The sequence below is a fragment of the Citrobacter sp. Cpo109 genome, from assembly GCF_030332565.1.
In the GTDB taxonomy this organism is placed as follows: Bacteria; Pseudomonadota; Gammaproteobacteria; order Enterobacterales; family Enterobacteriaceae; genus Citrobacter; species Citrobacter portucalensis.
This window is the reverse complement of record NZ_JAOWHQ010000053.1, coordinates 117478-139698: the sequence shown is the minus strand read 5'-3', so window position 1 is coordinate 139698 and position 22221 is coordinate 117478. Positions and strand designations below refer to the sequence as shown.

Sequence of the window (22221 nt, the reverse complement as noted above, 5' to 3'; positions counted from 1 at the left end):
TGAACTGCACCCAAAAAGTTGGACACCCAACGAAGTAAGGTGCAGTTTTTTATGAGCAAGTATTCTCTCAGCTTCAAGCTTGAGGTTGTGCAGCACTATCTTTCCGGGCTGGAAGGACAGGAGGCGACTGCAAAACGTTTTGGTATCGATCACAGTGCCGTTCGTAAATGGTCTGCTACCTGGAAGCTCCATGGCGAAGCCGGGCTTACAACCCGGCATTTCACCTATTCTCCTGCTTTTAAAGAGTCCGTTATCCTGCATATGCGTGAACACCAGCTGTCTGTTCGCGAAGTCTGTGCAAAATTCACTATCCCTGCCTTTTCCACTGTTAGTCAGTGGGAACGACTGTATGATGAAGGGGGATTAGAAGCCCTTACAGACAGTCGACGCAGGAAAAAAACGATGCCAGAACGCCCTGAGAATCACCCCGTCCCTCCTTTGCAGACCCCTCTTGCTCCGGATGAACGTGAGGAACTTGAACAACTGCGTGCTGAAGTGGCATATCTAAAAAAGCTGCAGGCCTTACTCAGGGAAAGAAGCACGTCAGGACGCGGGATAAAGCGCAGGTCGTGAATGAGTTAAGGCTGAAGTTCCCTCTTGCACGCTTATTAAAAGCTGCAGGGCTGGCAAGAAGCACGTTCTACTGGCAACTGGCCAACGGTAAAAAACCAGACAAATATGCCGATGATAAGCAGCATATTTTAACGCTGTTCCATAAACATAAAGGACGGTATGGATACAGGCGAATCACGCTGGCTGGCCGCCGGGAAGGAAGCTTACTGAACCATAAAACGGTTCAGAGGTTAATGAAGGTGTTAGATTTAACCTGTTGTATCAGAAGGAAGAAATATAACTCTTACAAAGGCCGGCATGGGAAAGTTGCGGGTAATGTACTGAACCGGCAGTTCAGTGTGGATAAACCCAACCAGAAGTGGGTAACAGATGTCACGGAATTTAAAATAAGCGGAGAAAAGCTGTATCTGTCCCCGGTTCTGGATCTGTATAACGGAGAAATAGTAGCGTATCAGATGGAGTCCCGTCCTCTTCTGTCGATGGTGGATAACATGCTGTCGAAGGCTATATCTGTACTGGGCAAAAACGAATACCCGCTGCTCCACTCAGATCAGGGCTGGCAATATCAGATGGCGCATTATCAGAACCGGCTAAAGGAGGCGGGTCTAAAACAGAGCATGTCAAGAAAGGGAAACTGTCATGACAATGCAGTGATGGAGAGCTTCTTCGGCACACTGAAATCTGAGTGTTTTTACCTCACGGAACACAAGAATATCAGCGAGTTGCGCATGGCTATCGATGACTACATCCACTATTACAACCATGAAAGAATAAAACAGAAACTGAAAGGCCTGAGTCCGGTAGAGTACCGAACCCAGGCCCAGATAACCGCTTAAAATAAACTGTCCAACATTATGGGGTCAGTTCAGAATCTCCCCGGTCTTATCAATACGACGTTGTCTTACGCTTACAGCACCAGTGCGGCGATAGATGCAGACAGTACGCTCACCAGCGTAGAGCCGTACACCAGCTTCAGACCGAAGCGGGAAACCACGTTACCTTGCTCTTCGTTCAGACCTTTAATCGCACCGGCGATAATACCGATGGAAGAGAAGTTAGCGAAGGAGACCAGGAACACGGACAGGATACCTTCTGCACGCGGAGAGAGCGTGGCGGCAATTTTCTGCAGATCCATCATCGCAACGAATTCGTTGGAAACCAGTTTGGTTGCCATGATACTGCCCACCTGCAGCGCTTCGCTGGACGGCACACCCATTACCCATGCAACAGGGTAGAAGATGTAGCCCAGGATGCCCTGGAAGGAGATGCTGTAGCCAAACCAGCCGGTCACGGTGGCGAACAGGGCGTTCAGGGCCGCGATCAGCGCGATGAAACCAATCAGCATAGCTGCAACGATAATTGCCACTTTGAAACCTGCCAGGATGTATTCACCCAGCATTTCGAAGAAGCTCTGGCCTTCGTGCAGGTTAGACATCTGGATGTTTTCTTCGCTGGCATCAACGGTGTACGGGTTGATCAGCGACAGCACGATAAAGGTGCTGAACATGTTCAGAACCAGCGCTGCAACCACGTACTTCGGCTCCAGCATGGTCATGTACGCGCCGACGATAGACATGGAAACGGTCGACATCGCCGTTGCAGCCATGGTGTACATACGGTTGCGAGACATTTTGCCGAGAATATCTTTATAGGCGATAAAGTTCTCGGACTGACCCAGGATCAGGGAGCTGACGGCGTTGAAGGATTCCAGCTTGCCCATACCGTTCACTTTGGATAACAGGAAACCAATCGCGCGGATGATAACCGGCAGAACGCGGATATGCTGCAAAATACCGATAAGAGCGGAAATGAAGACGATTGGGCACAGCACTTTCAGGAAGAAGAATGCCAGTCCTTTGTCGTTCATGCTGCCGAAGACAAAGTTTGTCCCTTCATTAGCGAATCCGAGGAGTTTTTCAAACATCTCGGAGAAGCCTCTCACGAAGCCCAGACCGACATCAGAGTTCAGGAAGAACCATGCCAGTAACACTTCAATAACAAGCAATTGAATAACATAACGAATGCGGATTTTTTTACGGTCACTGCTTACCAGCAGTGCGAGTACCGCAACCACGGCAAGGGCCAGGACGAAATGAAGAACGCGGTCCATATTTGCTCCAAATATGAGGCAGGTTTAGTTTTCGTGCACATTCTATGTAACAACCATAAAGAAAACGAGATCAAACACACACTATAATAAGGACCTGTGACGAGATTCAAAATTAGTGATCGGTGATACACTTCTGTTATGTTTAGTATGGAAGTGAAAAGTTATGTCATTGTGCTAATCTCATAACAATAATTAAACATCTCACCGGTATTTCCAAAATCCTTATCGATCCATAGACAAACGCTATCAGAGAAATCAACTTCACCCATCAAAATGAATTTGATAATCATTCTCAATAGGCGTAGCTTGAAACATAGCAAAGGCTATGTTTCTGAGGCACTAAAATGACTAACGATCGCGTTGAGAGTAGCAGTGGACGGGCAGCGCGCAAGTTGAAGCTCGCATTAATGGGACCTGCGTTCATCGCGGCGATCGGCTACATTGATCCGGGCAACTTCGCCACCAACATCCAGGCAGGGGCCAGCTTTGGCTATAAACTGTTGTGGGTGGTGGTCTGGGCAAACCTGATGGCGATGCTGATTCAGGTGCTGTCGGCAAAGCTGGGTATTGCCACGGGTAAAAATCTGGCGGAGCAAATTCGCGATCACTATCCTCGTCCGGTGGTGTGGTTCTACTGGGTGCAGGCCGAAATTATCGCCATGGCGACAGACCTTGCTGAATTCATTGGTGCCGCGATTGGTTTCAAATTGATCCTCGGCGTGTCGTTATTGCAGGGGGCCGTGCTCACCGGTATCGCGACTTTTTTGATTCTGATGTTGCAGCGTCGTGGGCAAAAACCGCTGGAAAAAGTGATTGGCGGCTTGCTGCTGTTTGTGGCTGCGGCTTACATTGTGGAACTGATCTTTTCCCAGCCGAACTTCGCGCAACTTAGCAAGGGAATGGTTATCCCGAGCCTGCCTAATTCCGAAGCGGTGTTCCTGGCTGCTGGCGTGCTCGGCGCGACTATCATGCCACACGTCATTTATCTGCACTCTTCCTTAACTCAGCATCTGCACGGCGGAACACGTCAACAGCGCTATGCTGCCACGAAATGGGATGTGGCAATCGCCATGACGATTGCTGGATTTGTCAATCTGGCGATGATGGCGACGGCTGCCGCTGCATTTCATTTTAGTGGGCATACCGGTATTGCCGATCTCGATCAAGCATATCTGACACTTGAACCGCTGTTGAGTCACGCTGCGGCGACGGTATTCGGTTTAAGCCTGGTGGCTGCGGGACTTTCTTCTACCGTGGTCGGTACGTTGGCCGGGCAGGTGGTGATGCAAGGGTTTATCCGCTTTCACATTCCGCTATGGGTACGCCGTACCGTCACCATGATGCCATCATTTATTGTGATTTTGATGGGACTGGATCCGACGCGTATTCTGGTGATGAGCCAGGTGTTGCTCAGTTTTGGTATTGCACTGGCGCTGGTGCCGCTGTTGATCTTCACCAGCAACAGTCAGCTGATGGGCGATTTGGTGAATACCCGATGGGTAAAACAGGTAGGCTGGGTGATTGTTGTGCTGGTGGTGGCGCTCAATATCTGGCTGTTGGTAGGAACCGCACTCGGTTTGTAAAAACAAAAGGGCCTGTTGGCCCTTTTGTTACATTAATGATGATGTTTGTGGCCACGCCCGCGACCGCGATGGTCGTCACGATCGTTCCAGCCTTCACGATAACCGCGCTCATAAGCTTTGCGTTTGTCCCAGCCACGATGGTAGCCGTTGTCATGACGCCACCAGCGATTTTTTCGCCACTCATAGTTATGGTGCCAGTAATCCCGGTCGCGCCAGCGGCCGCCATCCCAGTAGTTACCGTAGTTATCGCGATCGCCAATTTGTAATTTTATTGATGGCAGCAGGGTGATTTCGCCAGCGTTCGCGGCCAGCGGTGTAAAAGCCAATAAGACTGCCGCCAGAATCAGTGACCTGAACATATTTTCTCTCCTTCACGATCGAGCCGTAGCCGGCCTGTTAACGTAATATTACGGGGCAGTAAAGCCCCGTTTCATCGCCTTAACTCTTAAATCGCAAGTGAGAGCACTTTTTGTTAATAAATGTGTCTTTATTTCAATCAACTCAGGATAGCATCAATCTCCGCGCACTCTTCAGACGTAAAGTGACGGTTTGCCAGCATGCCGACAGCGTCTTCAATCTGCGCCGTTTTACTCGCGCCAATCAGCACTGACGTGACTTTGTCATCCCGTAACACCCATGCCAGCGCCATCTGGGAAAGCTTTTGCCCGCGTCGTTCTGCCAGCACATTCAGCGCCCGCACTTTTTCCAGTTTTTGTGGAGTGATCTGGTCCGGATTCAGAAAGCGACTGGTGCTTGCCGCACGAGAATCCGCAGGAATGCCGTTCAGATAGCGGTCGGTTAACTGTCCGCCAGCCAGCGGTGAGAAGGCGATACTGCCGACACCTTTTTCCTGTAATAGCGACAGCAAGCCACCTTCGACCCAACGTTCAAACATGGAATATTTGGGCTGGTGAATAAGGCATGGCGTACCTAAATCGTCGAGTATTTCAATCGCCTGCCTGGCAAGATCCGCGGGATAGTTAGACAACCCTACATACAGCGCTTTGCCCTGACGGACGATGTGATCCAGCGCGCGCATGGTTTCTTCGAGCGGCGTTTCAGGGTCGGGGCGATGGTGGTAGAAGATATCGACATACTCCAGCCCCAGACGCTTCAGGCTTTGATCGAGACTGGCAATCAGATATTTGCGTGAACCCCAGTCACCGTAGGGACCTTCCCACATGGTGTAGCCCGCTTTAGTGGAGATAATAAGCTCATCTCGCCACGGTAAAAAATCTTCCTGCAGGATCCGACCAAAATTCCGTTCTGCCGAACCCGGCGGTGGACCATAGTTATTTGCCAGATCAAAATGGTTAATCCCCAGATCGAATGCGCGCTGTAACAATGCGCGACTGTTCTCGACCTGCGTGGTATCGCCAAAATTGTGCCACAAACCCAGTGAGACAATCGGGAGCTTAAGGCCGCTTTGACCGCAGCGGCGGTACTCCATTGTCTGATAACGATTTTCATCTGCGTGATAAACCATGTCACCCCCCTTCCACAATGCGTGTGTCTTCCAGTGTATACGGTTACACCGCCGATTCTTCAATGAATTTTAACCACCAAAACTGTAAATCCTGCTTTCCACCCCTTCACAGCGACTTTCCTGGACAGTCATCACAGTTCTTCGATACTCAACATGAGGTTACCGTCAGAAGGATAGCTGTCATGCAAACCCCGTATTCCGTTGCTGATTATCTGCTCGACAGGCTGGCAGGCTGTGGCGTCGGCCATCTCTTTGGTGTGCCGGGCGATTATAATTTGCAGTTTCTTGACCACGTGATTGAACATCCCAACGTATGTTGGGTCGGGTGTGCGAATGAATTGAATGCGGCTTATGCGGCAGATGGCTATGCCCGGGTATCCGGGGTTGGGGCGCTGCTCACCACGTTTGGTGTGGGGGAGTTAAGCGCAATTAACGGTATCGCGGGTAGCTTCGCGGAATATGTTCCTGTTTTGCATATTGTCGGCGCACCCTGTCGCGGCGCGCAGCGTCGCGGAGAGTTGATGCATCACACTTTGGGTGACGGTGACTTTCAGCATTTTTACCGCATGCAGCAGGCGGTAACGACGGCCAGCGCGGTGCTGAATGAACAAAATGCCTGCTATGAGATTGACCGTGTGTTGCGAATGATGCTCAGCGAGCGCAGGCCGGGCTATCTGATGCTACCTGCTGATGTGGCTAAACAGCCTGCTACGCCACCGAATGATATTATGAGTGTTCCTCTGAGCGAGCCGGAAAGCAGCGTGATAGAGGCGTTTCGCTACCATGCCCGTGAACGATTGCTGGACAGCCCACGCGTAGCGTTGCTGGCCGACTTCCTCGCGCTGCGTTTTGGTCTGCAGCCGGTTTTACAGCGCTGGATGGCGGAAACGCCGATGGCTCATGCCACGTTGTTGATGGGCAAAGGACTGTTTGATGAGCGTCACCCGGCGTTTGTTGGCACGTACAGCGCCGGAGCCAGCAGCGATTATGTACGTCAGGCGATAGAAGATGCCGATACGATAATGTGTGTCGGCACACAATTTGTCGACACCCTGACAGCTGGGTTTACACAACAGCTACCGCAGGATCGCACCATTGACGTTCAGCCCCATGCGTCACGAATTGGATCCCACTGGTTTAACATCCCGATGGAGCAGGCGGTCACCACATTACGTGAGCTGTGCCTGGAAATGTCGTTTTCTCTGCCGCCAGAACGTCCGCCAACTAGGCGTGTTCAGGTTGAAAAGGGCCCACTGACGCAGGAAAACTTCTGGCACACGGTGCAGCAGTTTCTGAAGCCTGATGACATTATCCTCGTCGATCAGGGAACCGCCGCCTTTGGCGCGGCTGCGCTCTCATTACCTTGCGGGGCGGAAGTCCTGGTTCAACCGTTGTGGGGATCTATCGGCTACGCGCTCCCGGCGGCATTCGGTGCGCAAACGGCCTGTCCGGACCGTCGGGTGATCCTGATTATTGGTGATGGCGCGGCGCAGCTCACCATTCAGGAGCTGGGCTCCATGCTCAGAGATGGGCAATCGCCGGTTATTTTACTGCTCAACAATGACGGTTATACCGTGGAGCGGGCCATACACGGGGAAAATCAGCGCTATAACGACATTGCCGCCTGGAGCTGGACGTTGATGCCGCAGGCGTTTAGTCGTGAATGTCAGGCCGAATGCTGGCGGGTGAAGCAGGCGGTACAGCTGGAAGAAGTGCTGGCCCGGCTGTCCCAACCGCAACGACTGTCGTTAATTGAGGTGGTGCTACCGAAAGCCGATCTTCCTGAATTATTGCGCACGGTGACCCGTGCGCTGGAATCTCGCAACGGCGGATAGCTCTATTTATCGGGGCGCTCAGCGACCATCATCGGTTTGCCCGCCAGCAGCAGCCAGGCGGGCAGCATGACGATGCACAGCAGCGGCAGCAGGGTGGAATCTGGCACCACCACTGCTGCCATAAACAGGCTCAGCCAGGCGTCGCGGGTGACGACCAGCACCAGCCCGAGAATAGAGCAAGAAACCGTGATGGCAGCCGGCACCGCTTCAACATGGGCGTGCAGCATCAGGCCAAGCGCGACGCCAACGAATACCGCCGGGAAGATTCGTCCGCCGCGAAAACCACTCGCTGCTGCAACCACTAATGCCGCCAGCTTAATGACGGCGAGCATGAAATAATCTGATGTCCCCAGCGTTTGGCTAAACGCCATTTGCTGCATTTCGTCTAGTCCCTTAAACAAGGTAAGCGGCCCGCCGATAACACCCAAAATGCCAAGGATAAAACCGCCTGTCCCGAGGATCAGCACCGGGTGTTTTAATCGATGCATTAAATGGTGCAAACGCGGCAGACACCAGACGGCCACCATTCCAGCGGCAATGGCGATGGCAGCAACAACCGCGCCGCTGAGGATATCCGTCAAGTGCATCTGCGTGTAGTGCGCGATGGGCAGTGAAAAATGGGGGTGAAAAAACAGGCTGGTGGTTAGCGAACCCGCGGCGGCGGCCATTAACGGCGCAAACAGGCGATCCCACAAGGGCACATCGTTTGAGCTATTCAGCGTTTGCGAAAATATCAACGCGGCGGCAACGGGGGTACCAAATAGTGCGCCGATGGTGCCGGCAGAGGCGAGAATGGTCCAGTCCAGTTTCGCTATACGGGGAAACATGCGGCTACCAAGTGCTACTGCCAGAGCGATATTTACGGTCATGATGGGGTGTTCCGGACCCAGACTGACGCCACCCGCGAGGCCAAGGATTAGCGCTGCCAGCAGGCCCGGTATTGCTGATGTTGGCACCGGCATGCCAATTAACGGTTCACAGGCCGGATCCGGACCTGCGTGGCCATGACTGTAGCGGATAACTAACCCGACCATGATCCCCGTGAGCGTCAGCATACCGATAATCCAGACCGGAGAGTCCTGGGCTATACCGATGCTAACAGGCAGACGTTCCCACAAAAACTGCTGTAAAACGGAAGCCACTTTCATCACAACGATCAACACCAGGCTGGACGCTATGCCAATGATTAGCGCTGGGGTTGATAGCAAGAGCATCGTTCTGGCTCGCGGATGGAGCATTTTCTATTCCTTAAAACAGAGTCATAGACATAGTTTGCACAGCCTGCCTGACGACATCGCTGCAAATGGTGCTGAAACGATAAAGTAATTGTGTGATCTGGATCGATTTTCCACGGGCATCAGCCTTCAGACCGTTGTTGTTATGTCCCCATGAATTTACAGTGTGGCAAAGATTTATTCTGACTTTAGCGGAGCAGTGGAAGAATGACAAAATATGCTTTAGTAGGGGATGTTGGCGGCACCAACGCGCGTCTTGCTCTGTGCGATATTGCCAGCGGCGAGATTTCGCAGGCAAAAACCTATTCCGGGCTGGATTACCCTAGCCTCGAAGCGGTGGTGCGCGTGTACCTGGATGAGCATAGCGTCAGCGTCGAAGATGGCTGCATTGCCATTGCCTGTCCGATAACCGGCGATTGGGTGGCAATGACCAACCATACCTGGGCGTTCTCTATTGCTGAGATGAAAAAAAACCTGGGCTTCAGCCATCTGGAAATCATCAATGATTTCACCGCTGTGTCGATGGCGATCCCGATGCTGAAAAAAGAGCATTTAATTCAGTTTGGTGGTGCGGAACCTGTGGAAGGCAAACCTATTGCGGTTTATGGCGCAGGAACCGGGCTTGGCGTGGCGCATCTGGTCCACGTGGATAAACGCTGGGTAAGTCTCCCTGGTGAAGGCGGCCACGTGGATTTTGCGCCTAACAGCGAGGAAGAGGGAATTATCCTTGAGGTTCTGCGCGCGGAAATAGGTCACGTGTCCGCAGAACGCGTGCTGTCTGGTCCGGGACTGGTGAATCTGTATCGCGCCATCGTCAAATCTGACGGACGCCTGCCGGAAAATCTGCAGCCGAAGGATATCACCGCACGGGCGCTGGAAGATTCCTGCATTGACTGTCGTCGTGCGCTGTCGCTGTTCTGCGTCATCATGGGACGTTTTGGTGGCGATCTGGCGTTAACGCTGGGCACATTTGGCGGCGTGTACATCGCCGGCGGTATTGTGCCGCGCTTCCTCGACTTTTTTAAAGCGTCGGGCTTCCGTGGTGGTTTTGAAGATAAAGGCCGTTTTAAAGCCTATGTGCAGGATATTCCGGTGTATCTGATCGTGCACGATAATCCTGGACTACTTGGCGCTGGTGCGCATTTACGTCAGACGTTAGGCCATATTCTTTAATTCATCAATCAGAAACCTGCAAAACCGCGTAAATTACGCGGTTTTTTTATGCCTGCCGCCTACCTTTCCGACCTTCGTCACATTTCCGAATGACGGGATTAAATGTCCAGTAAAAGCATTATTTGTCTGATAACGGTTGTTACTTTCCTCAGACCATAATTTCACTCGTTAACTATTACGAGGAAATGATTATGAGCAAAAAACTGATTGCCGTCTGCGCGTGCCCAATGGGCCTGGCTCACACCTTTATGGCGGCTCAGGCGCTGGAAGAAGCGGCGGTTGAAGCGGGTTATGAAGTGAAAATTGAAACTCAGGGCGCGGACGGAATTCAAAATCGTCTGACGGCGCAGGATATCGCTGAGGCGACGTTAATCATCCACTCTGTTGCTGTTACTCCAGAAGATAACGAGCGTTTTGAGTCGCGTGACGTCTATGAAATTACGCTACAGGACGCGATAAAAAATGCGGCCGGCATCATTAAAGAGATCGAAGAGATGGTTGCCGCTGAACAACAATAATCATCGACAGGGAATTACGTATGGCCATTAAAAAACGCAGTGCAACCGTTGTGCCTGGCGCATCTGGTGCGGCGGCAATAAAAAATCCACCGGCCTCCCGCAATAGCTTCTGGGGCGAACTTCCGCAGCATGTGATGTCGGGTATTTCACGCATGGTGCCGACGTTAATTATGGGCGGGGTCATTCTCGCCTTCTCGCAACTGATCGCCTATAGCTGGCTCGATATTCCTGCTGACACAGGCATCATGGATGCGCTGAACAGCGGAAAATTTACTGGTTTTAATCTCTCATTGCTGAAGTTTGCCTGGCTGTCGCAATCTTTCGGCGGCGTGCTGTTTGGCTTTGCTATCCCGATGTTTGCCGCGTTTGTCGCTAACTCTATCGGCGGCAAGCTGGCATTTCCGGCGGGGTTTATCGGTGGGCTGATGTCCACTCAGCCCACGCAGATACTGAATTTTGACCCCGCGACGCTGCAATGGGCTACCAGTGCTCCCGTACCGTCAACCTTTATTGGCGCGCTGATTATCTCGATTGTCGCCGGGTATCTGGTGAAGTGGATGAACCAAAAAATCCAGTTGCCTGATTTCCTGCTGGCGTTCAAAACCACTTTTTTACTGCCCATTCTTTCCGCGATATTCGTCATGCTGGCGATGTACTACGTGATCACACCGTTTGGCGGCTGGATCAACGGCGGGATCCGTACTCTGCTGACGGCGGCTGGCGAGAAAGGCACGCTGATGTATGCGATGGGTATTTCCGCGGCAACGGCGATTGACCTTGGTGGCCCAATAAATAAAGCAGCAGGTTTTGTCGCCTTCAGCTTTACCACCGATCACGTTCTACCGGTAACCGCGCGTTCTATTGCGATTGTCATTCCTCCGATTGGTCTTGGGCTGGCCACGCTTATTGATCGTCGCTTAACCGGCAAACGTCTGTTCAGCGCACAGCTCTACCCGCAGGGAAAAACGGCGATGTTCCTCGCGTTTATGGGCATCAGTGAAGGGGCGATCCCATTTGCGCTGGAAAGTCCCATCACGGCAATTCCTTCCTACATGGTTGGTGCCATTGTTGGATCGACGGCTGCCGTCTGGTTGGGGGCGGTGCAGTGGTTCCCGGAATCGGCTATCTGGGCGTGGCCGCTGGTAACTAACCTCGGCGTCTATATGGCGGGGATCCTGTTAGGCGCGGTGATTACGGCGCTGATGGTGGTGTTCCTGCGCAACATGATGTATCGCAAAGGCAAATTGCTGATTGAAAGTCTCTGATTAAAAGGATTGTGACCATGAGCTTACTTGCCTCGCTGCGCGACTGGTTAACAGCGCAACATCTTGATGCGATGCTGCTGTCATCGCGGCAGAACAAACAGCCACATATGGGGATCTCCAGCAGTTCAGGGTTTGTGTTTATCAGCCACGAAAGTGCGCATATCCTGGTCGATGCCCGTTACTACACCGATGTCGCCACGCGTACTCAGGGCTATCAGATCCATCTACTCGATGGAACACAGACGCTGTATTCGCAGGTGAATCACATCATTGCGAACGAAAAGCTGCAGACGGTGGGATTCGAAGGTGAGCAGGTAAGCTGGGAAACGGCGAACGCGTGGTCGGGCAAACTGTGCGCCCGATTAGTGAGCGCCGTACCGGACGTACTCCGGCAGGTGAAAACGGCGCAGGAGATAGCTTGCATCCGCGAAGCCTGCCGGATCGCCGACCTTAGCGCTGCACATATACGCCGCTTTATTCAACCAGGTCTCAGTGAGCGCGAAATTGCCGCTGAACTGGAGTGGTTTATGCGCACGCTCGGCGCAGACAAAGCCTCTTTTGACACCATTGTCGCCAGCGGCTGGCGCGGTGCGCTGCCGCACGGTAAAGCCAGCGATAAACGTGTTGAGGCGGGTGAGTTCATTACGCTGGATTTTGGCGCACAGTATCAGGGCTATTGTTCGGATATGACGCGAACCTTTCGCATCCCCGACGTCAACCTGCCAGCGGAAGAAAGCGCGCTGTTTGCCGTGTATCAGATTGTCCTGGCGGCGCAGCGTGCTGCGGTGGCAGCAATTCGACCAGGCGCGCGTTGCAATGAGGTGGATGCCGCAGCCAGGCGGGTTATTACGCAGGCGGGCTATGGCGACGCGTTTGGCCACAATACCGGACATGCTATTGGTATTGAGGTGCATGAAAATCCTCGTTTTTCCCCTAATGACACAACGACTCTGGCAGCTGGCATGCTACTCACCGTTGAGCCGGGTATTTATCTACCGGGGCAGGGAGGAGTACGTATTGAGGATGTGGTGCTGGTTACGCCAGATGGCGGAGAGGTGCTCTATACCATGGCGAAAACATTGTTACACACGGGAGAGGCGTAATGGACTTATCGCTACTGAAAGCGCTGAGCGAGGCGGATGCGATCGCCTCTTCAGAACAAGAAGTGCGTCAGATCCTGCTTGAAGAGGCGGATCGTTTGCATAAAGAGGTGCGCTTTGATGGCCTGGGGTCGGTGCTGATCCGGCTCAATGAATCAACCGGTCCGAAGGTGATGATCTGCGCGCATATGGATGAAGTGGGATTTATTGTACGTAGCATTTCCAGCGAAGGAGCTATCGATGTATTGCCGGTGGGAAATGTGCGTATGGCGGCCAGACAATTGCAGCCGGTGCGGATTACCACCCGTGAAGAGAGCAAAATTCCCGGTCTGCTTGATGGAGAGCGCAGCGGTAATGAGGTCAGTGCCCTGCGGGTAGACATTGGTGCGCGATCTTGTGACGAAGTACTTCAGGCCGGAGTACGCCCTGGCGATCGTGTCACCTTTGATACAACTTTTCAGGTTTTGCCGCATCAGCGAGTCATGGGCAAAGCCTTTGATGACCGACTTGGATGTTATTTGCTGGTGGCGCTACTGCGCGAATGGCATGACGCAACTCTCCCTTGTGAGGTCTGGCTGGTGGCCAGCTCCAGTGAAGAAGTAGGACTGCGCGGAGGACAAACAGCAGCACGCGCAGTCGCACCGGATGTGGCAATCGTGCTGGATACCGCCTGTTGGGCCAAAAACTTTGATTATGGTGCGGCCAACCATCGGCAGACTGGTAAAGGCCCAATGCTGGTGTTAAGCGATAAATCGCTGATTGCACCACCAAAGCTGACTGCGTGGGTGGAAAGCGTGGCCGCTGATGCGGGGATTTCCCTGCAGCTCGACATGTTCAGTAACGGCGGCACCGACGGCGGTGCGGTGCACGTCAGCGGCACGGGGGTCCCAACGGTTGTCATGGGGCCCGCCACGCGGCATGGGCACTGCGCGGCATCGATTGCTGACTGTCGTGACATTATTCAGACCCAGCAGTTGTTGTCGGCTCTTATTTCACATCTTACGTGCGAAACTGTGGCTCATCTGACGGATTTCAGGTGCTGATTTCGCGCTAATCAGGAGTTGTTATGCTAACGATTCAATTTCTTTGCCCGTTACCCAATGGTCTGCATGCTCGTCCGGCGTGGGAGCTGAAAGAGCAGTGCAGCCAATGGCAAAGTGAGGTGATATTTATTAACCATCGCCAGAATGCGAAGGCGGATGCGAAAAGCTCGTTGGCGCTGATTGGCACCGGGACGCTGTTTAACGACAGCTGTAGCTTAACCATCACCGGTCGCGATGAAGAACAGGCTCGGCGAGTGCTGGAGGAGTATCTCCAGCACCGGTTTATTGACAGTGATAGCGTTCAACCGACTCCGGAGGAACTGGCGGCACATCCGTTGCCACGTTCGCTGATTCGTCTCAATCCAGACCTTCTTTATGGCACTATGCTGGCAGGGGGCGTGGGGGCAGGTACGCTCACGCTTTGGCAGAGCGATAATCTGGAAAGCTATCGCGCCATTGCAGCGAGTGCGGAAGACAACACCCGGCTGGAACACAGTCTGGCGACGCTTGCCGAACAGCTCAATCAACAACTGCGCGAGCGCGACGGCGAGAGTAAAACCATCCTCAGCGCGCATCTGTCCCTGATTCAGGACGACGAGTTTGCCGGGAATATTCGCCGCTTAATGCTGGAGCAGCATCTGGGGCTAGGGGCCGCAATCGTCGCCAATATGGAACAGGTGTGCGATAAGCTGTCGGCCTCCGGTAGCGATTATCTGCGCGAGCGTGTCAGTGACATCCGTGATATCAGCGAACAGCTGCTGCACATCACCTGGCCTGAAAGACGTCCGCGCAATGCGCTGGCGCTGAATAAGCCGACGATTCTGGTTGCTGAGGATTTGACGCCCAGCCAGTTTTTAAGCCTCGATTTGCAGCATCTGTCTGGCATGATCCTGGAGAAAACAGGGCGCACCTCGCATACCCTGATTCTCGCTCGCGCATCTGCTATTCCGGTGCTTAGCTGCTTACCGCTGGAGGCTATTAGCCGCTATGCAGGGCAGCCTGCGGTACTGGATGCTCGCTGTGGGGTACTGGCCATCAATCCGGACGATGCAGTTCGCGGCTATTACGCGATAGCGCAGAAGCTGGCCGATGAATGCCAGCGGCGGCAGGCGCTTGATGCCGCCCAGCCCGCGTTGACCAAAGATAATCAGCGTATTGACGTTGCGGCGAATATCGGCACCGCGCTCGAAGCGCCGGGTGCATTTGCCAATGGTGCGGAAGGGATCGGGCTGTTTCGTACTGAAATGCTGTTTATGGACCGCGACAGCGCTCCTGACGAGCAGGAACAGTTTGAAGCCTACCAGCAGGTTTTATTGGCCGCAGGCGACAAGCCGGTTATCTTTCGCACCATGGATATCGGTGGTGATAAGAATATCCGCTATCTCAATATTCCGCAGGAAGATAATCCGTTTCTCGGCTACCGTGCGGTGCGTATTTATCCGGAGTTTGCCGGACTGTTTCGTACCCAACTGCGTGCCATCCTACGCGCGGCGACCTTCGGTAACGCACAGCTGATGATCCCGATGGTGCACAGCCTTGACCAGATTTTGTGGGTAAAAAGCGAACTGCAAAAAGCGCTGGTGGCGCTGAAAGCAGACGGTTTACGTCATGCCCCGACAATCTCATTGGGGATTATGGTTGAAGTCCCTTCGGTGTGTTACATCATCGACCATTTCTGCGATGAGGTGGATTTCTTCAGTATTGGTTCAAATGACATGACCCAGTACTTGTACGCCGTCGATCGCAATAATCCACGCGTTTCGCCGCTGTACAACCCGATTACGCCGTCGTTCCTGCGTATGTTGCAGCAGATTGTTCACGTGGCGCACGAACGTGGTAAATGGGTGGGTATTTGCGGAGAACTCGGCGGCGAAGGACGCTATTTACCGTTGCTGCTGGGTTTAGGACTCGATGAGCTGAGTATGAGCAGTCCACGTATTCCGGCGGTAAAAAGTCAGCTTCGTCAACTGAACAGCCAGGCATGCCGCGAACTCGCTATGCAGGCCTGCGAGTGCCGTAGCGCTCAGGAGATTGAAGATCTGCTGAATCAGTTTGCACCGCAAAAAGATGTGCGTCCGCTGCTGGCGCTGGAGAATATCTTTGTTGGTGAATCTCTGAGCAACAAAGAGCAGGTGATCCAGTTTCTGTGCGGCAATCTTGGGGTAAACGGACGCACTGAACATCCGTTTGAGCTGGAAGAGGATGTCTGGCAGCGCGAAGAGATAGTTACCACCGCCGTCGGTTTTGGGGTGGCAATCCCTCACACGAAATCTCAGTGGATCCGCCATTCCAGCATCAGCATTGCCCGGCTTGCTCAGCCCGTTGACTGGCAGTCTGAGATGGGCGAGGTGGAACTGGTGATCATGCTGACGCTGGGTGCCGATGAAGGCATTAACCACGTGAGGGTCTTCTCGCAGCTGGCGCGTAAGCTGGTGAACAAGCAGTTCCGCCAGTCGTTGTTTGCCGCTGAAGATGCCGAGAGCATTCTGGCGCTGCTGGAGGCGGAACTGACATTTTAAGCTTCACTGAAAGAACGCTATCCAGCCTGCTACGTTGTGGTTGCAGGCTGGGTAAACGCTACCGGAAAGTGAAATCATCAATGCGGCGTGTTGTGCCCCGGCAGTTTCCCGGCTCTTAACAGTTTCATCTCTTGCTTGCAGAGCAGAACCACCGCCTGACGACCTTTAACTCGGCGGGAGGTGAGGGCTCTTTTCACGGTCTGACGATCCGCACCTGATTCCAGCATTTGAAAACACATCAGGGAGAGTGCACGTCTGTTTTTCATCGCATATTCACTTTATCGAGTAAGCCAGTAGGATTTGGCTAAAGGCCGCTATTTTACAACGGGGCAAACGGATATTACTAACAGCGTTGGTGTTGTCTCACTTAACGCGCCGACTGAAAGCGTGCGCCGTACTCTCCGGGCGTCAGGCCAAACTGACGTCGGAACAGGCGGCAGAAATAATCACTGTCCTGATATCCACACCGTTGTGCGACTTCGCTAATCGACAGATGGTATTTCTGTAAGATGATGCGTGCCTTCGCCATTCTGACCCACCGCAGATACTCGACGAACCCCATGGTACCGTGCTGGGCAAACACTTTTGACAGGTGATTGGGTGTGATATTAAAAAAAAGCGCCACGCTTTCCCGGGTCAGCGGTTGAGCATAGTTATCCTGTACCCAATTACACATACTGTGATAGAGAAATTCAGCGCGCGGACGCTCTGCGTCAGGGCGGGTATTGACCACACTACGACACAGATGCAGCAGGCTAAGCACCAGCGGCTGAATAATATCCTGGGCCTGAGGAGAGCGGCTTAAATGGGTTAATGCAGTGAGCATCGCCTCGCCTTCGCCACGTTGCGGATGCGGTAGCTCAATACGGCGAACTGGACGTAACAGCGATGCGGTTCGGTTATCGTAAAAAGAGAGTCCCAGCCATGCCGGGGAAAACACCAGGCTAAGCAGCATCACAGGTTTATCGCTGCCGGGCAGATTCGCCGCTTTCGCCGGGATAAACAGCATGTCGCCTTCCGCCAGACTATGCTGCTGTTTTTCCAGCCGGTTGCTGTATTCCCCACGTAGCACGATATCGAGGCGCGGGAGGTCAATACATAAACTACCGGTCGGTAGCGTGGTTGGCTGGGTTGCGAACCACACGCGCCCCAGGCGCTGCGGGTTTAACACCAGGCCGCTGAACAGATCGGCGAAAAACTGTTGGTCTGCGGGTAGGCCTGGCTCTTTCATCGTTCTTTCTCTGCGCTATAAGTGCATTAACTGTCTGAACTCTTTCACTTTACTCCGACTAACCGGGATTTCAAATTCCAGATCCTTTAAACGCAAAATATAAGTGTTGTTAAACCAGGGTTCGATCTCGCGGATTTTATTCAGATTTACGCAGAACGAGCGGTGGCAGCGGAAGAAATGCGAAGCCGGCAGCTTGCTGCAAAATTCGCTGATGTTCATCGGCATGACGTATGATTCTCGTCGCGTATAGACGAACGTCATCTTTTCATGCGCTTCAGCGTAGTAGATGTCGTTGATTGGGGTCACGATGATCCGCTCATCTTTGATCAGGTTGATCGTATCGTTTTCGCGGGCCACCGGACTTACAGAGGACGTTCCCGTTTGCTGTTGCTGCCAGGCGGCTTCCAGCTTTTGCAGCATGCTGACAATACGTGATTCCTGGTACGGCTTCAGAATGTAGTCAAAAGCTTCCAGTTCGAAGGCTTCAACAGCATGCTCTTTCCACGCGGTAATAAACACAATAAAGGGTTTATGTGCGAACTGGCTGATATTTTGTGCCAGCAATACGCCGTCCAGCGAGGGAATATTAATATCCAGAAAAATGGCGTCAACGCGGTTGTGCTGGAGATATTTCAGCACGTCCAGACCATCGTCAAACGTGCCGACAATCTCCATCTGGCTGTGCTCTTTTATCAGCCAGCTCAGTTCCTGTTGGGCCAGGAATTCATCTTCAACAATGATGACTTTCACGACTTCACTCCTGGTTAAAGCAATAATGTAGTTGGCGCGGCTGCGGGCGAGTGCACATTAGGTACATAAAAGGCAATCTCTGTGCCTGGCTCCAGACGGCGGATATGTAATCCCTCACCGTAGAGCAGCTTAACGCGATGGTGCACATTCAACAGACCAATTTTATTGCCCGGCATTTCATTGGACTCGACCCGTTCAATCACTTTTGGGTCGATACCATGACCCGTATCTCGTACGGCAATCCGTACCCGGTTGCCGCACTCCGCAACGCTGATGGTGACCACACCTTTCCCTTTGCAGGGCTGGATCCCATGGACGATAGCATTCTCGACCAACGGCTGAATCAGCAGGCTGGGAATAAAACAGCTTACCTCTTCATCGATATCATAAATAACGGTCAGCTTGTCGCCAAAGCGGGCCTGTTCGATGGTGATGTAATCCTTGATTTGATACAGCTCTTTCTTGATGTCGATCTGCTCATCGTCTTTTAATTCAATATTATAGCGAAGATAGCGCGATAAATTAAAAATGAGCTGACGTGCGGTGTCCGGGTTAAGCCGCACCGACGATGAAATCGCGTTCAGGGCATTAAACAGAAAATGGGGATTTATTTTGCTTTGCAGCGCGCGTAGCTCTGCCTTATTTGCCATTTCTCGTAGTTGCTCTGCGCGGGAGACTTCAAGCTGGGTGGAGATGATTTGCGACAGACCGATCGCCATTTCCTGTAACGAGGAAGTGATTTGATGAGCGTGACAGTAGTAGATCTTCAGCGTGCCGGTCACGACGCCTTTCTCCCAAAGCGGGATCACCAGCATGGAGTGAATTTCCGGGGTGCGATGCGCTTCATCATTGTTTTTTATGATAATTTTACCGTGATTTATGGCTTCCTGCGTGGTGGGGCTGACGAAGTCATCGTTATCGCGGTAGTTGATCTCTCCAACGCCAACATAGGCCAGAACGTGCTGAGTATTGGTGATGGCAACCGCGTCAGCGTGGATATCGTGGCGAATAATTTCGCACACCTGACGTAACGACTCGCTGTTGACCTGACGAAAGAGCGGTAGCGTTTTGTTGGCGATATCCAGCGCCAGCTTGGCCTGTTTTGCAGCGCTGGCTTCTTTCTCACCTTCAACGCTTTGTACCAGCATCACGATAAAACCAATACAGACGCTGCCGAGGATCATCGGGATACCGATTTTTGAGACAATATCCAGCCCCAGTTCAGTGGTGGGTGCCCAGGCGACGACGAGGATCATGGTCAGTGATTCGCACAGCATTCCGCCTAAAATACCCGCGCGCCAGTGCTGCGCTTTGGGGATCTTTCGGTTGATCCACCCGGCAATGCAGCCAGCCAGAATGCTGGTAATAAAGCAGGGTAGGGCAGTTACGCCGCCAATATCGATCAGGTAACGGTGGGTGCCTGCGATCAGCCCCGTAATAATGCCGACCCATGGACCGAACAGGATCCCTCCTGACATGACCGCGATAATACGCACATTGACCAGAGAACCTTCTACCGGTACGCCTGACCAGGTACTGAATAGGGCAAACATGGAGAAAATCGCGGTAACGGCGAGCAGCTCTTTTGGGGAGTGGGCTGACTTGTGCAACAGTTCGCGAAACAGGCGGATACGAATCAGGAAAAACAGACAGAACAGCATCAGTGCTGCCCGGTCAAATACCGCCAGCAGCATATTGAATATTTCGTGCACGGGTGACTCTTGCGCAAGGGTTAAACCACTATGATAGGTAACCTGAGGCAGGATGACCAGCACCCCCGCAGTTCAGAGCTAATGGGGAAAAACCATAATATTAAAAGGGGATTGTTGCATGATTGTTGTATTTACAATACCTGTCCTGTGAGTGCTGCGTTCAAGGTAATGTATTTAACAACAAAATGTTAAATGATGGTAATTTTAAGCGAGTTGTGAAAATGAATATTTCCTCATTTTACTCAGCTGTTCCTCTTTTTCGTCAGGAAAAAATATTTTGTTTTGCCTCTCGACAGAAGGAAATTATTCAGGCTATTTTCTAAACGTGCCACCATCGTGGCAGCGTCGCTCGGACGGTCCGGGCGCTAACGTTAATCTGAGGATATTATGGCAGACTCCCGCCCTGAACGTCGCTTTACGCGTATTGATCGCCTTCCCCCGTACGTTTTTAACATCACCGCTGAACTGAAGATGGCTGCGCGTCGGCGCGGCGAAGATATTATCGATTTCAGTATGGGGAACCCGGATGGGGCCACGCCTCCTCACATTGTTGAAAAACTGTGTACCGTGGCGCAGCGCCCGGATACTCACGGTTATTCCACCTCACGCGGCATTCCGCGTTTGCGTCGGGCGATTTCCCGCTGGTACCAGGAACGCTATGACGTTGAGATCGATCCTGAATCCGAAGCCATTGTGACCATCGGTTCCAAAGAGGGGCTGGCGCACCTGATGCTGGCTACGCTCGATCACGGTGATACGGTCCTCGTGCCCAACCCAAGTTATCCCATCCATATCTATGGCGCGGTGATTGCCGGCGCGCAGGTGCGTTCAGTGCCGCTGGTTGAGGGTGTCGACTTCTTTAATGAGCTGGAACGCGCAATACGCGAAAGTTACCCGAAGCCGAAGATGATGATCTTAGGTTTCCCATCCAACCCGACCGCGCAGTGCGTCGAGCTGGAATTCTTTGAGAAAGTGGTGGCCCTGGCTAAACGCTATGACGTGCTGGTGGTTCACGACCTGGCCTACGCTGATATTGTTTATGACGGCTGGAAGGCACCATCGATTATGCAGGTACCCGGCGCTCGCGACGTCGCTGTTGAATTTTTCACCCTGTCGAAAAGCTACAACATGGCGGGATGGCGTATCGGGTTTATGGTGGGCAACAAAACGCTGGTGAACGCGCTGGCGCGAATCAAGAGCTATCACGATTACGGGACCTTTACGCCACTGCAGGTTGCGGCAATTGCCGCGCTGGAAGGCGATCAGCAATGTGTGCGGGATATCGCTGAGCAATATAAACGTCGTCGTGATGTGCTGGTCAAAGGACTGCATGAAGCAGGCTGGATGGTCGAGATGCCAAAGGCCTCAATGTACGTTTGGGCGAAAATTCCAGAGCAATACGCCGGGATGGGGTCACTTGAGTTTGCCAAGAAGCTGCTGAACGAAGCGAAGGTATGCGTTTCGCCAGGGATTGGGTTTGGTGATTATGGTGATACGCATGTGCGATTTGCGTTGATTGAAAACCGTGACCGTACCCGTCAGGCTATTCGCGGCATCAAGGCGATGTTTCGCGCAGATGGCCTGTTACCGACCAGTGCAAAATCGGCTTCTGAAAGTACCGACTGACAGAATGATTCCCCAAAATGCAAAACAGGAGCCTGATGGCTCCTGTTTTTTTGCTGCGTCTTTTAATTTAGATCATCAGGGCGAAAGTACCGGCCCAAACGATGACCATAAAAGAAATGCCCATAAAGAAATATTTCACTTTTCATCTCTCCGCGTACCTGGGGTACGTCTAAATGAACATATGCTTACCTGACAGAGAGCTGATGCACTCGCGAACGAAAGGGAGAATACCCCTCATTTGCTTGGCTGCATCACCTCAGAATTCTGAGCTTTAATGCTCCAGACGGCGCTAATGTACGCCTAAAAATGAGGAGAGACAAGAGGCATTTTTTTATTTAATTTTAATAACTTACAACTGTCGTGATTCGGCGACAGTTTAATTTCTGCCGGTAATAAATTGTTATTGAGCGACGGAATGGTTACTCGGAGAATTCTCATATCGCCATGATGTTAATGCGGTTA

The 22221-nt window shown here is 52.5% G+C and carries 20 protein-coding genes; 11 read left to right on the top strand and 9 right to left on the bottom strand.

The genetic code is table 11. The annotated features are described in order from the left end of the window. Positions 1 to 51 precede the first annotated feature (51 nt). Positions 52 to 1409, top strand: a protein-coding gene (locus OGY71_RS08225; RefSeq protein ID WP_286612912.1) for an IS3 family transposase whose coding sequence is annotated in 2 segments (ribosomal slippage) — positions 52 to 514 and positions 514 to 1409 — 1359 coding nt in all. Because the reading frame shifts where the segments join, the coding sequence is not laid out codon by codon here. A 71-nt stretch (positions 1410 to 1480) separates the two neighbouring features. Here the strand turns inward: OGY71_RS08225 and nupC are convergent. Then, on the bottom strand, positions 1481 to 2683 hold the full coding sequence (nupC, locus tag OGY71_RS08220) for a nucleoside permease NupC (protein ID WP_003834893.1): 1203 nt from the start codon (positions 2681 to 2683) through the stop codon (positions 1481 to 1483). A 273-nt stretch (positions 2684 to 2956) separates the two neighbouring features. Here nupC and OGY71_RS23280 point away from each other — a divergent pair, with 273 nt between their 5' ends. Then, positions 2957 to 3031: a hypothetical protein gene (locus OGY71_RS23280; RefSeq protein WP_418219455.1), complete on the top strand. Its 75-nt coding sequence runs from the start codon at positions 2957 to 2959 to the stop codon at positions 3029 to 3031. Next, a complete protein-coding gene (locus tag OGY71_RS08215; protein ID WP_003834891.1) occupies positions 3028 to 4266 on the top strand; it encodes an Nramp family divalent metal transporter in 1239 nt (412 codons plus the stop codon). The genes OGY71_RS23280 and OGY71_RS08215 overlap by 4 nt, the downstream gene beginning before the upstream one ends. 32 nt (positions 4267 to 4298) lie before the next feature. On the opposite strand, the gene ypeC is transcribed toward OGY71_RS08215, so the two are convergent. Together ypeC and mgrA are read right to left on the bottom strand one after the other, a co-directional pair. Further along, a complete protein-coding gene (ypeC, locus tag OGY71_RS08210) occupies positions 4299 to 4625 on the bottom strand; it encodes a DUF2502 domain-containing protein YpeC (protein ID WP_003834889.1) in 327 nt (108 codons plus the stop codon). A 137-nt stretch (positions 4626 to 4762) separates the two neighbouring features. After that, the gene (mgrA, locus tag OGY71_RS08205) at positions 4763 to 5752 is read right to left on the bottom strand and encodes an L-glyceraldehyde 3-phosphate reductase (protein WP_197385648.1); all 990 of its coding nucleotides are present in this window, start codon (positions 5750 to 5752) and stop codon (positions 4763 to 4765) included. A 182-nt stretch (positions 5753 to 5934) separates the two neighbouring features. Between mgrA and OGY71_RS08200 the strand changes: the two genes are divergently transcribed. Then, positions 5935 to 7587, top strand: a complete 1653-nt coding sequence (locus OGY71_RS08200) for an alpha-keto acid decarboxylase family protein (protein ID WP_197385649.1) — start codon at positions 5935 to 5937, stop codon at positions 7585 to 7587. A 2-nt stretch (positions 7588 to 7589) separates the two neighbouring features. On the opposite strand, the gene OGY71_RS08195 is transcribed toward OGY71_RS08200, so the two are convergent. After that, positions 7590 to 8825 (bottom strand): ion channel protein, encoded by a 1236-nt coding sequence (locus OGY71_RS08195; RefSeq protein WP_003834884.1) that lies wholly within the window; start codon positions 8823 to 8825, stop codon positions 7590 to 7592. Between the two features lie 204 nt (positions 8826 to 9029). Between OGY71_RS08195 and glk the strand changes: the two genes are divergently transcribed. From glk to ptsP, 6 genes are all read left to right on the top strand, one after another. Next, positions 9030 to 9995 (top strand): glucokinase, encoded by a 966-nt coding sequence (glk, locus tag OGY71_RS08190; protein WP_003028256.1) that lies wholly within the window; start codon positions 9030 to 9032, stop codon positions 9993 to 9995. A 191-nt stretch (positions 9996 to 10186) separates the two neighbouring features. Next, the gene (locus tag OGY71_RS08185; RefSeq protein ID WP_003028254.1) at positions 10187 to 10513 is read left to right on the top strand and encodes a PTS fructose transporter subunit IIB; all 327 of its coding nucleotides are present in this window, start codon (positions 10187 to 10189) and stop codon (positions 10511 to 10513) included. 20 nt (positions 10514 to 10533) lie between these two features. Further along, on the top strand, positions 10534 to 11778 hold the full coding sequence (locus OGY71_RS08180; RefSeq protein WP_126317612.1) for a PTS fructose transporter subunit IIC: 1245 nt from the start codon (positions 10534 to 10536) through the stop codon (positions 11776 to 11778). Positions 11779 to 11795: 17 nt separating this feature from the next. Beyond that, complete coding sequence (ypdF, locus tag OGY71_RS08175) at positions 11796 to 12881, top strand: aminopeptidase (RefSeq protein WP_125112654.1); 1086 nt, start codon at positions 11796 to 11798, stop codon at positions 12879 to 12881. Then, a complete protein-coding gene (gene ypdE, locus OGY71_RS08170) occupies positions 12881 to 13921 on the top strand; it encodes an aminopeptidase (RefSeq protein WP_197385651.1) in 1041 nt (346 codons plus the stop codon). The genes ypdF and ypdE overlap by 1 nt, the downstream gene beginning before the upstream one ends. 23 nt (positions 13922 to 13944) lie before the next feature. Next, a complete protein-coding gene (ptsP, locus tag OGY71_RS08165) occupies positions 13945 to 16440 on the top strand; it encodes a phosphoenolpyruvate--protein phosphotransferase (RefSeq protein ID WP_286613093.1) in 2496 nt (831 codons plus the stop codon). A gap of 77 nt (positions 16441 to 16517) precedes the next feature. Here ptsP and OGY71_RS08160 read toward each other — a convergent pair whose 3' ends face one another. The 4 genes from OGY71_RS08160 to OGY71_RS08145 all read right to left on the bottom strand — a co-directional run bounded on the left by OGY71_RS08160 (position 16518) and on the right by OGY71_RS08145 (position 20133). Continuing rightward, positions 16518 to 16706, bottom strand: a complete 189-nt coding sequence (locus tag OGY71_RS08160; protein ID WP_032934510.1) for a hypothetical protein — start codon at positions 16704 to 16706, stop codon at positions 16518 to 16520. 101 nt (positions 16707 to 16807) lie between these two features. Further along, positions 16808 to 17671, bottom strand: coding sequence for an AraC family transcriptional regulator (locus OGY71_RS08155; protein ID WP_003834867.1), 864 nt, complete (start codon positions 17669 to 17671; stop codon positions 16808 to 16810). A 15-nt stretch (positions 17672 to 17686) separates the two neighbouring features. Continuing rightward, complete coding sequence (locus OGY71_RS08150) at positions 17687 to 18421, bottom strand: LytR/AlgR family response regulator transcription factor (protein ID WP_286613091.1); 735 nt, start codon at positions 18419 to 18421, stop codon at positions 17687 to 17689. Positions 18422 to 18435: 14 nt separating this feature from the next. After that, positions 18436 to 20133, bottom strand: a complete 1698-nt coding sequence (locus OGY71_RS08145; protein WP_008785387.1) for a sensor histidine kinase — start codon at positions 20131 to 20133, stop codon at positions 18436 to 18438. Between the two features lie 387 nt (positions 20134 to 20520). Here OGY71_RS08145 and alaC point away from each other — a divergent pair, with 387 nt between their 5' ends. Further along, a complete protein-coding gene (gene alaC, locus OGY71_RS08140; RefSeq protein ID WP_003834862.1) occupies positions 20521 to 21759 on the top strand; it encodes an alanine transaminase in 1239 nt (412 codons plus the stop codon). A 67-nt stretch (positions 21760 to 21826) separates the two neighbouring features. On the opposite strand, the gene ypdK is transcribed toward alaC, so the two are convergent. Continuing rightward, on the bottom strand, positions 21827 to 21898 hold the full coding sequence (ypdK, locus tag OGY71_RS08135; protein WP_010723117.1) for a membrane protein YpdK: 72 nt from the start codon (positions 21896 to 21898) through the stop codon (positions 21827 to 21829). Positions 21899 to 22221: the final 323 nt, after the last annotated feature.